Raw genomic sequence first — 15,032 nt, forward strand, 5'->3', positions numbered from 1 at the left:
TGCTTCCGGGGACTTTTTACACTTGAGCCATTGCCCCTAACCATGTAAAGAAGACTCCTTACATACTTTGAAAATTAATCAGCATGCCTGAACAAATCTACTTTCAGGCAGATTGAGCGAGGAGAAAATACATATGAATTCCCTTAAAATAACCGAAGCAAGTCCCAAACCGGAATTTAACATTTTTTACTTTGCCGAACTTAACGGCTCCACCCGCATTGAGCATTCCCTCATGGAAAGCCTCGAAAAAAGATGGAATGAATGGGTTCCATTTCTAAAAGCCTACAAGCTCAAGCAGCCCGAAGACGGCAAAGGTACTGATTTTCTGCTCCTGTTCCTTGAAAAGGACGTAGAGGATGCAGTGGAAGATATCTGGCAGGAGACCCCGACCGAAGGTCTTGCACACCACAACCTCGCCATTACCCTGATCATGTCCGCTGCCCAGTCACTTCTACCGGAATTGGAAGAAGGCAAATGTGCGCCTCTGCCAAAACCGGGTGAAGCCGCTCTTGAAGCATTCGAATCACTAGGACTCACATGGAACGCAGAAGGAACAGTGAACAGACAGTATGCTGTCTTCACTCCTTTCCCGTACTCCGGCGGATGTGAAGTCTGCTACCTTGAAGAAAACTGTCCCAAGAGCAAACTTAAAAGATAATTATTACTGCCCGCATCTCAAAAAAGCCCTTCAAGCATCTGCTCTGAAGGGCTTTTTTAAAATATAATTTTAGTCATTACTCTGTGAAAGCCACACTCTTCAAAAGAGTCCTTTCTCCAAAAAACTTATCAAGTCTTTCACGTTCGGTTTCAAGGATACGCAATTCTGACAATCCTATATCACCTACAACCCCACCATACATTTTAAGAGATTGATCGATAAATTCTGATTCAACAAAACAGACATTCATTAAGTAACTTCGCTCATCCCACTTCATGCGTATTTTAATCAGCGGATTGCGGGACTCATGGTCCGTTACGAGATTTCCGGTACGTACAAGAGTGTCGCGTACATTTTTTTGCAACATGACCCCGAACCGACTGAGATTATCTGTAAATCCCGGTTCAAAAGCCACGTAGTAATACGGGTCCACTTTTAGAGCTATGGATTTTCCCGGTATATTCAGAATGAAGGGATTTTCAATAAAGGCTTTTCCCAAACCTTTCTGCAAGCGGTCAATTCGACTTTGATAATCTTTCAAGGACATTGGCATAATCCCCCTTTAACCGGATTATTACACCAAGTTTTATCGTATATCAAACAAAGCATGCATTCACCGTTCAGATTAGCGATACTCATGGAATGAGTTCCCTTCTGGCTCAGCATAAGCAAACTATCTACAAGCCTTCATCTGCCGATCATGAAGCGTCTTTTAAAAGCCTACTTCAAATCATCCTTCATTCGATTATATGTCTGCTTATCAATCTCGCCTGCGGCATAACGCCTTTTAAGAATTTCAGAAGGAGACGGATCATAAGAACATGTTGATGGTCTGCGGAACATACCCACAAGAAGATAAACAGCCATTGCAATCACAATAAGCGATAATATTCCGCCAAAATGGAAAGGCATAAATCCAGCCATTCCATACCCTGCACCATGTCCGAATGCCGAACCGCTGCACCAATTGCCAAATGTACTGATAAAGCTCATTTTTATACCTCCATTATATACTCAAATAAAGCATATTTCATGCCAGTAAATTTAAGCTATATTGCAGAGTACTTAGGTAAAAAAAATATATCAAAGTGCAACATACAGCACAAAATAAACACCGAAAATGCACAAGTAAACGGCGTATATTCTGCTTTCTTTGTAGTCTTCTGCAAGAAGCATTAATCACAGGCCCGTCCGGCAGGACTTCATGTCTCAAATTGACTGCAGAAAGTATTTACGACTCTCCAAAAGCCTGCTTCATCAAATGCTTACCTAGTCCGCCGAGGTCTTTGGGGGTGTAGCCGAATATATCCTGCCAGTTCTCAGTTGATTCCATGCAAAAATAAAGCTGCTTATCCATACCGTGAGATCGCAGACGATCAACTATAAATTTGAACTGACGCAAGCGTAAAGGTCGCAGCAGCCGCATTTTATTATCATTTCCGGTAATGAATTCATCGAAAATATAAGTCGTATCAGGAAAGTTCTTCTCAATGATCGGCTTCAAATGCGGCATATGCCTGAATGATCCCAGACTGAAATAAGCTATCTGCTCCGGCTTGACGTAATCAAAAATCATGTCGATAATTTCTGCATATCCTTCACGCCAGCCCTTGAATCGGATGATAGGATCAAAATGCAGGCAGACTCGGAATCCGGCCTGAGCACAGGTACGGGCAGCTTCAAGACGTTCACGCAAAGTTGAAACTCCGAATTCCTCATGCTCGTTAACAAAAGGAGCATTCAGTGACCATGCAGGAAGAACACGATCGGTACGTTTAACTACGTCCATCCATGAAAGGTCTATAACCTTGGACTTGAGTTCAAGGCATACATTTGGGTAGTCACCCAGAAATTCTATGAGATCACGGCTGTATCCGGTTACAGCTTCAAGAGCCAGAGAATCGGTAAATTCTCCGGTCCCTACCCTATAACGGGTTCCCGGATCAGCTGAAAAAGCCTTGCCGAGTTCACTGAAAAGATCATTCTGATTCGCCCAAATTTTAAGCACATTATCTTGAAAGTACGCCTGCAGAATACAGTAGGAGCAAGCCATGGGACAACCTTCACCGATGTGTATGATCCGATATCCGCAACAGTGGTAATAACGTGTTCCCGGACAAAAGCGTAAGAATTTACCTTTGTATTCTTTCAGGTAAAGCGACTGCTTGCCGTCAAGTTCTCCGTGAGGGAAATTATCTGGATCGACAATCTCAACAGGCAATTGAGGCAGGCGGCCGGTAACCCGTGCAGTTAACGGTGCATCGACCATGGAACGGTCTATATAAATTTTAGCAATCTCTTTCAGATGATCGGGGAGATGAAATTCTTCTGCCATCACTTATCCCTGCCCAGCTCAAAAAGTTCGTCCCAGCCTTGAAGTTTCTCAATTGATTCAAGATCATCCATGGCCTTCTGCATAACTTCACGCGACTTAAAACGGGTCTGAAGCATGACTTCCCCGGTTTCAAAGTTTCCTACGCAATCAACGCGCCATTTGGTACCGGCACAGATTTCAGTAACAATTTTTTCATGCGCTCTCTTAAGCCTGCTAAGATGCGGAAAACGAAACTGCTTAGCTGACCGGCACAATCTGGCCACAGCATCTTTTGGCGATTCATTTTCCCTTGCGGTATCAAGTGCTCCCTCTTTCAAAAGTTCGGAAACAGATTTTTCTTCACGACGGGCAGTTTCATAAAGCCAAGTCAGAAAATTAACCGCATTGGAGCGGGACCAGCTTACTTTCTCAAAATACGGAAGAAGACTGATACGATCAGAAGCTGAAAGTCTGGAAAGCACTGAGACAGCTGCAAGCGGGATATTTCCGGCAGCAAGCAACAGGTCAAACTCAGGTTCCATATCCATCCAGTCCAGCCAGAAATTCATTTCACGAGATTTAAGCTTAAGCCCAAGAAGCGGCCCTATTTCCTTCGATAGATCGGTTTTATCCATGCGCGCGAAAAAAAATCTAAAAACGGCAAGTCTTAGGCTGTCATCAACAGTGCGGGAACTGTTTTCTTCAAGATGCATGACTGCACGGGAAATATCATCGGCAGCGTCAACAAATATGGCAGAAACTTTCATGCCCAGTTTTGCGGCTGCGGCAACGCGCGTGCGTCCTGCAATAAGTAGATTTCTACCATCTTCTTTTGCAATCAGAACAGGTACGAGCTGACCGTTCTTTTTAAATGACAAAATAAGCTTTTCAGGAGCTGATTCGGGGTAAAGCAGCCAGTTGCCGCAACAGTCTATTTCAGCTGTTTCCAAGGAGTATATATGAATATCATTCAATTTTAAAAACCTCTTTAAGAATAAAAAATGCCCTGCTTAATAATTACTTGTGCACGAAATTAAATAATTTATCTATGCTTGACATGTTAGCATGGGTATACCTATACGGATCATTAGGAAGAATTATAAGTTGCACCTTAAGACCTGTGAGCCGGGTCATAATGGTCCCGGCTGTTGAACATTCAGAGAAACGGAGTTGTTGAATGTCTGAAGCTTTAAAAAACCAAAGGACTTTTGCACTTGTAGGCCACGGCGGTTGTGGAAAAACATCAACCGCAGAGATGATTCTTTTTAATGCCGGCGTTATAGACAGACTCGGAAAAATCGAGGATGGGACCACAGCCCTTGATACCGAACCTGAAGAAATTAAACGCCGCGGCTCAATCCAGTCAGGTTTTGCCGGTTATAAGTGGAAGAAAAACGACCACTATCTTATCGACACTCCAGGTGACGCAAACTTCTGCGGAGACCGCCCCTACTCTCTAGCTGCGGCCGACGGTGCAGTTTTTACTATCGACGCTGTGGACGGAGTAAAACCACTTGCCCGCAAAGCATGGGCCGCAATAGAAAATGCAGAACTTCCCACAGTTATCTTCATCAATAAAATGGACCGCGACCGTGCAGATTTTGATGCTGCATTTGACAGTCTGAGTTCATCGCTTGGAATCAGCCCAGTACTGCTCCAGTATCCCATAGGAATCAAGGAAAATTTCAAAGGCTTTGTAGATATGCTTTCCGGTCAAGCTTATCTGTTCGAAGAGAATGGAAAACTTGCCAAAGCTGGTATCCCTGCCGACATCGCAGACGAAATTGAGGTTCTGCGCGAAACCATGATTGAAAACATTGCGGAAAGCGATGAAGATCTCATGGAAAAATATCTAGAAGAAGGTGAACTCAGTCCTGAAGAAGTTGCACAGGGTCTCACTTCCGGCATAAAAAAACGCACACTTTTTCCTGTTTGCATCGGTTCTGCTCTGGAAAATAATGGGGGATCATTCCTTCTAGATACTATCCAGACATATCTGCCTTCACCGCTGGAACATGCTCCGTGGATAGGTGAAGACGGTTCCACCCGCGATTCTTCCCCAGATGCACCGGTTGCTCTATTTGTTTTCAAAACCATTGCTGATCCGTTTGCAGGACAGCTCACGGTCTGCCGTGTACTTTCGGGCACAGTTACCGGTGACATGACTCTTACCAACACCAATACCGACTCCAAGGAACGCCTCGGCAATATTCAAATGATGGTTGGTAAAGAGCAAAAACCGATAAAAGGCGAAATTGGGCCAGGCGCAATTATTACTCTTGCCAAACTGAAAGAAACTTTCACAGGTGACACCCTTTCTTCTGAAAAAGAGAAATTTGGACTTAAAAAGCCTGCTATAGCACCGCAATTAATCACTTTTGCGCTTGCTCCTGCAGAAAAAGGAGATGAAGATAAAGTTTTTCAGGCAATACAGAAACTCCTGGCTGAAGATCTCAATCTCAAACTTTCCCGTGATGAAGAGTCCGGCGACATCCTGCTTTCCGGTATGGGTCAGAACCATATTGAAATCTCCGTTGAAAAAGCAAGACGCAGATACAAAGCTGATATTATCCTTAAAACTCCCAAAGTTCCCTACCGTGAAACCATCAAAGGCAATGCAGAAGTTCAGGGGCGCTATAAAAAACAGTCTGGAGGACGCGGACAATTCGGTGACTGCTGGATCAAACTTGAACCTGTTACCAAGGGTGATGGATATAAATTTGTTAACAGTATTGTTGGTGGCGTAATTCCAAAACAGTATATTCCGGCTGTTGATAAAGGTGTTCAGGAGGCAGCAACCAAAGGCTTCCTGGCAGGATCACCTATCATTGACTTTCAGGTCACGCTTTATGATGGATCATATCATTCAGTTGACTCCTCAGAAATGGCCTTTAAAGTTGCAGGTTCCATGGCTTTCAAAAAAGCATGTGAACAGGCTGGAGTTGCTCTGCTTGAGCCTCTCATGAATGTTGTGGTCGAAGTTCCTGACGAGTTTATGGGTGATATTATCGGAGACCTTTCCAGCCGCCGTGGTAAAGTACTCGGTTCAGACTCTGCCAGCGGAGTTACCGAAGTTATGGCCCACGTCCCCATGTCTGAAATTCTGCAATATGCACCGGATCTGCGCTCCATGACAGGTGGTCAGGGAACTTTCACCATGGAAATGTCGCATTACGAAGAATGCCCTCCACAAATTGCTGAAAAAATTATTGAAGAATTCAGTAAAAAAAGCGAAGATTAATTCCAAGCTATTTCAATAAAGAAACAAAGGCCGAAGCATCTGCTGAGGCCTTTTTTCTTTTTTGCAGCTCCCCCCTTGTTTACCGAGGAAAATTAAACTACTTAAGGGGTTGCTCTTAAGTATAGACAAAATTCAAGAGTATAGATGACTGAAATGTAATCCATGTGATACTATATGTAGCTATGATGAGTCAGCATACATAAATATATATTAAATACTTTAACCGACTTAAATTACCGTGAACATATTAAGAACTTTATTTTTTTACATTGTATTTTTTCCGGCCACCATCTTTTTTTCAATGGTAGCCATTATTGTCCGAAATCAGGCCGGAAGTCACTGGTGTGAACGCAACTGGGGCAGACTTGTTGTCTGGCTCTGTGCCAGCAATAATGATGTTGATTTAAGCGCGCTAGATGAAAACCAGACTTATGTTTTCATGGTCAACCACCAGAGTTTTTATGACATTCCGCTGCTTTTTAAATTTCTTGCTCCATGGCAATTCAAATTTGTAGCCAAAAAATCACTTTTTGATTTTCCGGTATTCGGCCATGCAATGACCGCTGCCAACCATATTTCTATTGACCGGGAAAACCGTAGACAAGGCATGCGTGATATCCAGAATGCGATTGATGTTGCCAACGGCGGAAACGCCCCTTTGATTTTCCCTGAAGGCACACGCAATCCCGATCCTAAGCAACTGCTGCCTTTTAAAACAGGTGGTATGGTTCTGGCTCTTAAATGCCAAAAGCCTATCGCTCCTATTGTTATGTGCGGCGCAGACAAAGTCTGTAGAAAAGGAAGCATGTGGATGAATCCTTTTAAAAACATCAAAATCAAAGCGCTTCCACCTATAGATATTTCTGAATACACTGTGCGCGATCGCCTCAAGCTCAAAGAACAACTAGAAGAAGTCATGGGCAAGACCTATGCGGAGCTAAGAAAATGAGCGAACCTCAGCTTACGGTATGTCCTCTCGGCGGATTGGGTGAAATTGGGCTGAACTGTATGATGCTCAGTACAGCAGAATCTGTTGTGGTTATTGACTGCGGGTTGATTTTCCCTGACGATGCCCTGTTCGGAGTAGACATCGCTATTCCGCGTTTCGACCATATTCTTGCCAATAAAGACCTCGTTAAAGGAATCGTGCTTACTCACGGTCATGAAGATCACATCGGCGCCCTGCCATGGCTGCTTCCATATCTTAATGTTCCGGTCTACGGTTCAGGATTTACACTTGGTCTGGTTGAAAACAAACTTCGTGAGCATAATCTTGAAAATTATGTAGACCTGCGTGAAGTCAAAGCTCATGACCGTATACAGCTTGGAGATATGGCTGTTAATTTTTTTCCAGTCTGCCATTCCATCATTGACGGATTCGGACTGGGCATTGAAACACCGGTAGGACGGGTTGTACATACCGGTGATTTTAAAATCGACCGTAATCCTCTTGATGGTCACGCTACCGATCTTGAAGCATTTAAAAACTTTTCCAGACAGGGTGTAACACTGCTCTTTTCTGATTCTACCAACATCGAGCAGGACGGATACGCACTTACTGAACGCGAAATTAAAAGCTCCATGCGTGATCTGTTTGAAGAAGCCGAAGGCCGCATTCTGGTCACACTCTTCTCCAGCCACATTCAGCGGATGCAGGAAATTTTCGACCTGGCTGAAGAAACAGGAAGAAAAGTCGGCATCAGCGGTAAATCCCTTTCACGCAATATTGATCTCGCCCGTGAACAAGGTAAATTAAGAGTTCATGAACGCAACATAATAGATCTTCAAGACCTGCCTGATTACCGTGATGATGAAGTTGTACTGCTGGTGACAGGATCACAAGGAGAGGCACTTGCCTCTCTGGCCCGCCTTTCCACCGGAGACCACCGTCAGCTTTCTATTAAAGATGGTGACCTTGTGCTCATGTCCTCGCGCTTCATTCCGGGGAATACCAAGGCCATTACCAGAGTAATCAACAGGCTTTATAAGCTTGGTGCAGAAGTACTCTATGAGAAAGTTCAGGGAATTCATGCTTCCGGCCATGCGCACAAAGAGGAACTGCGCATGATGCTTGAAGCTGTACAACCTAAATATTTCATTCCGGTTCACGGAGAATACCGCCACCTTATCAAACATTCACGGCTTGCTGTTGAAACAGGTGTAGCCCCGGAAAGGGCACTTGTAATCGAAGATGGAGAGCCGGTGACCTTCCTGCTGCATGGCATACGTTTTGAAGAAAATGTTCAGGTGCAGTGTACGCTGGTAGACGGTAAAGGAGTCGGTGATGTAGGACAGACAGTCCTTAAAGAACGCCAACTTCTCGCAGGCGAAGGTCTGGTGATTGTTGCACTGGTCGTAGAAGTTTCTACAGGTGAGATACTGCGCGGACCGGAAGTTCTATCCAAAGGATTTGTTTTCGAACAGCAATATTCACATCTGCTGGAAGATGCAAAATGTATTGTCCTTGATGTATACGAAAATATCCCTCCGGGCCAGACAACAAAACTTAAAGAACGCATCCGCTCTGCTCTGCGCAGATTTTTCCGTAAAGTTCTGGGACGTGATCCTGTAGTGATTCCCCTCGTAATTTCCATAACAGGCGATGAAGATAAAGATAGCGAAGCAATGTGTGATAAGTGCGTGTTATAAACGGCATTTATTATTAAATATAGACAGGAAAATTAATTTGATTGATTTATTATTTATGATATAATCAAACGACAATCTGTTTAAATTCCTCAAGGAGAATAAATGAAAGTTTTCAGAATCAGGCATAACGAAAAAATTTTTTATGCGACATTTGAAAAAGACCATTTCAAACCTCTGATTGCCGGATTGACTAACACTGAAACAATCCCGCTTTCTGAAAGCACCGTTCTCCCCATTGTAGTTCCTTCTAAAATTATCTGTGTCGGGCTTAACTATAAAAAACACGCCAGCGAACTGAATATGGATCTGGGTGACGAGCCTATGATCTTTCTGAAACCGCCGTCAGCTATTATCGGCAACAATGATGCGATAGTTCTTCCATCAACCTCACAACAAGTTGATTATGAGGCTGAACTGGCTGTAATCATCGGGCAACCAATTAAAAACATGCCCCCTGAAAAAATTGCACCGCTGATTTTCGGTTATGCATGCGCCAATGATGTCACAGCAAGAGATTTCCAGCGTAAGGATACCCTTTTCACCAGAGCCAAGGGATTTGACACTTTCGCCCCTATCGGCCCCTGCATTGAAACCAGTCTTGATACAACATCACTGGCTATCCGGACAATAGTTAATGATAAAGTAAGGCAGGAAGGCAACACTTCGGATATGTTGTATACTCCAATACAGCTGGTCAGCTATATTTCTCAGATCATGACCCTCAATCCAGGCGATGTAATTATGACTGGAACTCCAGACGGGATCGGTACTATAAATGCCGGTGACAAAGTCGAAATTGAAATCGAAGGCATCGGCACACTCACTAATACAGTCGTTTCCGATGAATCATCAAAAATTCCAGTGCAGTAAAGGATTTATTCTGTCCTGCTTAATCTATGAAATCAAAAATATTTTTCCAAAAAGCTACCACCGGGACTTGCTTTTAAAATTAATTCCCTGTAATGGTGCGTAGCCAAATTCGCACATCCCGCGCAATTTCTAGGGTGCCTGCAACAGGTGCAGGTTCATTACGGCCGGGATGGAGGAAAAACCCAGGAGGAAATTATGGCATATGTAACTATGAAACAAATGCTGGAGACCGGCGTTCACTTTGGTCACCAGACCCGCAGATGGAATCCCAAAATGCGTCCTTACATTTTCGGCGCACGTAACGGAATCCATATTATGGACCTGCAGCAGACTGTTAAGCTTTTCCGTAAAGCTCACGACTTTATCTCTGATACTGTTGCTAAAGGCGGAAAGGTCCTGTTCATCGGAACCAAGCGTCAGGCTCAGGAAGCAATTGCTGCTGAAGCAAGCCGCGCTGGCATGTTCCACGTAACACACCGCTGGATGGGTGGTACTCTTACCAACTTCCAGACAATTAAAAAAAGCATCGATCGCCTCAAAAACCTTGAGGAAATGTTCGAAGACGGTTCCATCAAACGTTTCCCCAAAAAGGAAATCGTAATGATGGGTCGTGAGGTTAAAAAACTTAATCTTGCACTCGGTGGTATCAAAGACCTTAACGGTGCCCCAACTATCGCTTTCGTAATTGATCCTAAGCGTGAGCAGATCGCTATTCAGGAATGCCGTAAACTCGGTATCCCAGTAGTCGCTGTTGTAGACTCCAACTGCGACCCAGATATGGTTGACTACATCATCCCCGGTAACGATGACGCTATCCGTGCTATCAAGCTCTTCGCAGCTCACATGGCAGACGCTTGTCTTGAAGGCGCAGCCCGCCGTAAAGAAGACAAGGAAATGGAAGCTGAAAAGACTAAAGCTACCGAAAAAGCTGTAGAAACTGAAGCAAAAGCAGAAGAAACTCCTCAGGAGGCAAAATAGTCATGGCTATTACCGCACAGATGGTTAAGTCCCTGCGCGAAAAGACCGGCGTAGGAATGATGGACTGCAAAAAAGCTCTTAATGAGACTAATGGTGACGAAGAGAAAGCAATTAAATATCTTCGCGAAAAAGGTCTCGCTAAAGCAGCTAAAAAAGCAGGTCGCGCTACCAGCGAAGGTCTGATCGGCACATACACCCACAGCAATGGTAAACTCGTTGCTATGGTTGAACTTAAATGTGAAACTGACTTCGTTGCTAAAGCAGACCAGTTTATTCAGCTTTCCAAAGACCTCGCTATGCAGGTTGCAGCAACAAGCCCACTTTGCGTAAATCCTGAAGAACTTCCTCAGGATATTCTGGAGAAAGAAAAAGCTATCTACCTCCAGCAGGCAATTGCCGAAGGCAAACCTGAAAATATCGCTGCAAAGATCGTCGAAGGACGTATCAATAAATACTACAAGGAAGTCTGTTTGATTGAACAGCCTTTCATTAAAGATGATAAAAAGACCATTAAGGACCTCCTTAATGAGACCATCGCTATTCTCGGTGAGAATATGCAGATCGGACGCTTCGCCCGCATCAACCTTGCGGAAGCAGTTGCCGAAGAGCAAGAAGAAGCAGAAGCTGAATAAGACTTCAATAAAACGGGCCGCAAGGCCCGTTTTTTTTGTCCATTTTTTAACAAGCATATTTCCTACTACCAAGGACAAAATTGAACCTGTATAATTTTGATATTCACAGCACAGATTCACGGCGAAATACTCCGGCTCCGATGTGGCATTTTCACCACCTCGACTGTATGAGAATTTCGATGATAGATATTTTTCAAAGCTCAAATTCATAACGGATCACCTCCGTGTGGGTTTGAGCTTTTTAAAGGGGTAATTTCAGGTTGAACTCCCCTTTTACACAGGCCGATTGGCAGTAATAATAATTTCCTGCTAGAATCAGCGAGATTTTTGTAAAAAAAAATATGTGAAGATACCGGATACAAGGGGTTAAATTTCCCCATTTGACACACTAAAACATCCGGAAGTCGGACAAGTACTCATAACCGGACAAGTTCCGCGGAAAAACGAGGGAAACTATGGACAAATTGCACTATTCACGGGTAATGATCAAACTCAGCGGTGAAGCACTGGCTGGAGATCAGCAGTTCGGTATTAAGCCCGCAGCAATCAGCCAGTTTGCTGGTGAAATAGCTGCAGCTGCAAAAGCGGGTTTGCAGGTAGCTCTGGTAATCGGCGGCGGAAATATTTTTCGCGGTATGTCTGACTCAGCAAAAGGCATGGACCGTGCTTCTGCCGACTATATGGGAATGCTTGCAACTATCATGAACGCTCTTGCTGTTCAGGATGCCCTTGAAAAAATGGGTTGTGACACACGTGTTATGTCTGCAATTCCCATGCAGGCAGTAGCTGAGCCCTACATTCGCCGCAGAGCCGTCCGTCACCTTGAAAAAGGCCGGGTGGTAATTTGTGCAGCCGGAACAGGTAACCCTTATTTTACGACTGACACCGCTGCAGCATTAAGAGCTATGGAGCTTAAAACTGAAGCTATCATAAAAGCTACAAAAGTTGACGGAGTCTACGATAAAGACCCCATGAAGTATGACGACGCAGTTAAATATGAATCTATCACCTACCTTGAGACACTTGAAAAAAGACTGGGTGTAATGGACTCCACAGCCACTTCACTGGCCATGGATAACAATATGCCGATAATTGTCTTTAACCTTTTCGAAGAAGGGAACATCGGAAGAGTTGTCAGAGGTGAGAAGATTGGAACAATTGTTCACGGAGGATAATAATGATTAATGAAGTTCTTGCCGATGGCAAAAAAAGAATGGACGGCGCTCTGACCAGCCTTGAAAACGATTTCGCTAAACTGCGCACAGGCCGAGCATCAACATCTCTGGTCGACCAGACAGTTGTTGATTACTACGGCACTCCTACTCCCATCATTCAGCTGGCTTCTGTTGCTGTGCCTGATTCACGCACAATTACTATTCAGCCCTGGGACAAAGGAGCTTTTCCGCTTATTGAAAAAGCTTTGATGCAGTCAGACCTTGGTCTCAATCCGGTTAATGATGGTAAGCAATTACGCATTTCCATTCCGCCGCTCACAGAAGAGCGTCGTAAGGATCTGGTAAAAATAGCTAAAAAATATACAGAAGATTCCAAAGTTGCCATCCGTAACGTCCGCCGTGATATGAATGACACTCTGAAGAAGCTGGAAAAGGACAAGGATATTTCCGAAGACGAACAGCGCAAAGCTCAGGACGATGTTCAGAAAATCACTGATGATTTTGTCAAAAAATGTGATGCAGCTTGTGTTGTAAAAGAAAAGGAAATTCTGGAAATCTAATACGATGGTGCCCAGACATTTAGCCGTTATAATGGACGGAAATGGGAGGTGGGCAAAGGCTCGCGGTCTTTCAAGAAGCGAAGGGCACAAAGCCGGAACAGAAGCAGCAAAAGCAATTGTAACTAAATGCCGAAAACTAGGCATTAAGCATCTGACTCTTTACACCTTTTCAAAGGAAAACTGGGCCAGACCAAAGGATGAGATTGCAACGCTCTTCAACCTGCTGACAATCTTTCTGAAGAAAGAATTGTCCAGCCTGCGCGAGCAGGATATACGCCTTAAAATTCTAGGAGAACTCTCAGAGTTCCCCTTCGGCGTAAAACAGGTTGTAGCCCACACCATCAAAAAGACTGAGAATTGCAGATCCATGACCCTTAATCTTGCCTTGAACTATTCAGGGCGTGATGAACTGGTGCGAGCCTGCAAAAAAATGATTTCTCAAGGAATCAGTGAAAATGAAATCAACGAGGAAAACCTGTCCGACTACTTATATACAGCTGGACAACCTGACCCCGACTTGATTATCCGTACCAGTGGCGAGCAGAGGCTTTCAAACTATCTGCTCTATCAGGCTGCATATTCGGAACTATATTTCACTGATGTATTCTGGCCCGACTTCACCCCCGAAGAACTGGACAAAGCTTTGGCAGACTATGCCGGACGCCAGCGCCGCTTCGGAAAGACAGGCGATCAGATATAATATTGAAGCAACACCAAAATCCCCGTGAAGATTTTCTCCACGGGGATTTTTCTATTTTAAACGACAATACCAAAAAATTAACACATTAACCTCCGGGCTCATAGTCTTCGTTATATAGAACGTCTATTCGCGGAAGACCTCCCAACAACGAATGAAAGTCTCTTCACCTTAGACCATCCTAACAGTTATCATAACCCACTACATTACTTGCTTAAACTTCAGATGATGGCGGTTCTTGATCCTTCATCATTCTGTCAATTGCTTTCTGCGCTCTTGAATTAACTGCGGCATATGCTTGTTCTGCAAGCATTCCAGCAGCAAAACCTAAAATATAAAGGGGCTCGACCCGCAAATTTTCTATTGAAGATGTCGACAAAAATGAATGTGTAAGCAGATCCAGCAAAAACACAGCCATAGCCAGAAACATCCCGAGTATAGGTCTGAAAAGATATTGGGCATAACTGGTATTCGTTATAGGATCCAAAAAATCTTTAATCAAAAACACCAGACTCCCGAATGCACCGAGTACCAGCATAAAGAAAAAAGTATCTATAAGTTTGTTCTGTTTCTCTATCTTGTGATTATCATTTCTTTTGTAATCGATCCAGTTAAGTGCAATTTCCGGTAGTTTTAAGGAGCCCTGATTATTCTCTTCTAGTTCTAAAAAAGCTGACGGCAATATTTCTCTTTTGATACCACTAGTTTTAGGATCAATATTTTCATTTTGAACAATTGCTTTAAGATGCTCGTCAACAACATCAAAAAGTGGAAAATATAATGAATCTAACTTTTCTATCGGGTATCCTTTTTTAACTTCAGCTTTTCCCACATCAGCCCAACCAGGGCGAACAATATTTAACACAGCAGCAATAATTGAAAAAGGTGTATACGTATCATCTGCATATGCAACAAGATATTCCCATCCAGTCTCGGGATTACTTATGGTAGAGTCAGAATTATCTGCATCGGCCGATATTAATTTCCAACTGCATTGAGTGGAAACTGCTCCAAGAATTTCGTCCCCTTTCTCAGAAGCCGCAAGAGAAGCCAGAATCAACAAGACTACTATCCAACCTATTAGTAATGTTCCTTTAATTATGCTATCTAAAATAATCATGAAAACATCCCCCTTTTTAACACGGCCATATGTTTTCTAAGACTCCACCAATTTACATAAATTATACTACCAATAAACATACTGTAATACATCTATGACTAAATTCATAATTTAAATATTTTTCATCCCCTATCTCAA

15 protein-coding genes are annotated in these 15,032 nt (G+C 43.6%); 10 read left to right on the forward strand and 5 right to left on the reverse strand.

The genetic code is table 11. The features are described from left to right. The first annotated feature begins 133 nt into the window (after positions 1-133). Positions 134-658 (forward strand): hypothetical protein, encoded by a 525-nt coding sequence (locus H589_RS0107080; RefSeq protein ID WP_027721371.1) that lies wholly within the window; start codon positions 134-136, stop codon positions 656-658. Positions 659-734: 76 nt separating this feature from the next. Here the strand turns inward: H589_RS0107080 and H589_RS0107085 are convergent, their stop codons facing one another. The 4 genes from H589_RS0107085 to H589_RS0107100 form a co-directional block, all read right to left on the reverse strand. Continuing rightward, a complete protein-coding gene (locus H589_RS0107085; protein WP_027721372.1) occupies positions 735-1,205 on the reverse strand; it encodes a hypothetical protein in 471 nt (156 codons plus the stop codon). Between the two features lie 173 nt (positions 1,206-1,378). Continuing rightward, positions 1,379-1,651 carry an SHOCT domain-containing protein gene (locus H589_RS19370; RefSeq protein WP_027721373.1) on the reverse strand — a complete coding sequence of 91 codons (273 nt, stop codon included), beginning with the start codon at positions 1,649-1,651 and terminating at the stop codon, positions 1,379-1,381. Between the two features lie 238 nt (positions 1,652-1,889). After that, positions 1,890-2,993 carry an SPL family radical SAM protein gene (locus tag H589_RS0107095; protein WP_027721374.1) on the reverse strand — a complete coding sequence of 368 codons (1,104 nt, stop codon included), beginning with the start codon at positions 2,991-2,993 and terminating at the stop codon, positions 1,890-1,892. Beyond that, the gene (locus H589_RS0107100; RefSeq protein WP_027721375.1) at positions 2,993-3,946 is read right to left on the reverse strand and encodes a ParB/RepB/Spo0J family partition protein; all 954 of its coding nucleotides are present in this window, start codon (positions 3,944-3,946) and stop codon (positions 2,993-2,995) included. Before H589_RS0107100 ends, H589_RS0107095 begins: the two co-directional genes overlap by 1 nt. A 203-nt stretch (positions 3,947-4,149) precedes the next feature. On the opposite strand from H589_RS0107100, the gene fusA reads away from it, so the two are divergent. The 9 genes from fusA to H589_RS0107145 all read left to right on the forward strand — a co-directional run bounded on the left by fusA (position 4,150) and on the right by H589_RS0107145 (position 13,777). Next, positions 4,150-6,213 (forward strand): elongation factor G, encoded by a 2,064-nt coding sequence (gene fusA / locus H589_RS0107105; protein WP_027721376.1) that lies wholly within the window; start codon positions 4,150-4,152, stop codon positions 6,211-6,213. Positions 6,214-6,514: 301 nt separating this feature from the next. Next, positions 6,515-7,162, forward strand: a complete 648-nt coding sequence (locus tag H589_RS0107110; protein ID WP_245577064.1) for a lysophospholipid acyltransferase family protein — start codon at positions 6,515-6,517, stop codon at positions 7,160-7,162. After that, the gene (locus H589_RS0107115; RefSeq protein ID WP_027721378.1) at positions 7,159-8,862 is read left to right on the forward strand and encodes a ribonuclease J; all 1,704 of its coding nucleotides are present in this window, start codon (positions 7,159-7,161) and stop codon (positions 8,860-8,862) included. The genes H589_RS0107110 and H589_RS0107115 overlap by 4 nt, the downstream gene beginning before the upstream one ends. Before the next feature lie 102 nt (positions 8,863-8,964). Continuing rightward, on the forward strand, positions 8,965-9,732 hold the full coding sequence (locus H589_RS0107120) for a fumarylacetoacetate hydrolase family protein (RefSeq protein ID WP_027721379.1): 768 nt from the start codon (positions 8,965-8,967) through the stop codon (positions 9,730-9,732). 195 nt (positions 9,733-9,927) lie between these two features. Further along, a complete protein-coding gene (rpsB, locus tag H589_RS0107125; RefSeq protein WP_027721380.1) occupies positions 9,928-10,710 on the forward strand; it encodes a 30S ribosomal protein S2 in 783 nt (260 codons plus the stop codon). A 2-nt stretch (positions 10,711-10,712) separates the two neighbouring features. Further along, positions 10,713-11,342 carry a translation elongation factor Ts gene (gene tsf / locus H589_RS0107130; RefSeq protein WP_027721381.1) on the forward strand — a complete coding sequence of 210 codons (630 nt, stop codon included), beginning with the start codon at positions 10,713-10,715 and terminating at the stop codon, positions 11,340-11,342. Between the two features lie 455 nt (positions 11,343-11,797). Further along, the gene (gene pyrH, locus H589_RS0107135) at positions 11,798-12,517 is read left to right on the forward strand and encodes a UMP kinase (RefSeq protein WP_027721382.1); all 720 of its coding nucleotides are present in this window, start codon (positions 11,798-11,800) and stop codon (positions 12,515-12,517) included. A 2-nt stretch (positions 12,518-12,519) separates the two neighbouring features. Further along, positions 12,520-13,077: a ribosome recycling factor gene (frr, locus tag H589_RS0107140; RefSeq protein WP_035075429.1), complete on the forward strand. Its 558-nt coding sequence runs from the start codon at positions 12,520-12,522 to the stop codon at positions 13,075-13,077. Between the two features lie 4 nt (positions 13,078-13,081). Then, positions 13,082-13,777, forward strand: a complete 696-nt coding sequence (locus tag H589_RS0107145; protein ID WP_027721384.1) for an undecaprenyl pyrophosphate synthase — start codon at positions 13,082-13,084, stop codon at positions 13,775-13,777. Between the two features lie 211 nt (positions 13,778-13,988). On the opposite strand, the gene H589_RS0107150 is transcribed toward H589_RS0107145, so the two are convergent. Continuing rightward, positions 13,989-14,894 carry a hypothetical protein gene (locus H589_RS0107150; RefSeq protein WP_027721385.1) on the reverse strand — a complete coding sequence of 302 codons (906 nt, stop codon included), beginning with the start codon at positions 14,892-14,894 and terminating at the stop codon, positions 13,989-13,991. Between the last annotated feature and the right edge of the window lie 138 nt (positions 14,895-15,032).

The organism is Maridesulfovibrio zosterae DSM 11974, from assembly GCF_000425265.1.
In the GTDB taxonomy this organism is placed as follows: Bacteria; Desulfobacterota; Desulfovibrionia; order Desulfovibrionales; family Desulfovibrionaceae; genus Maridesulfovibrio; species Maridesulfovibrio zosterae.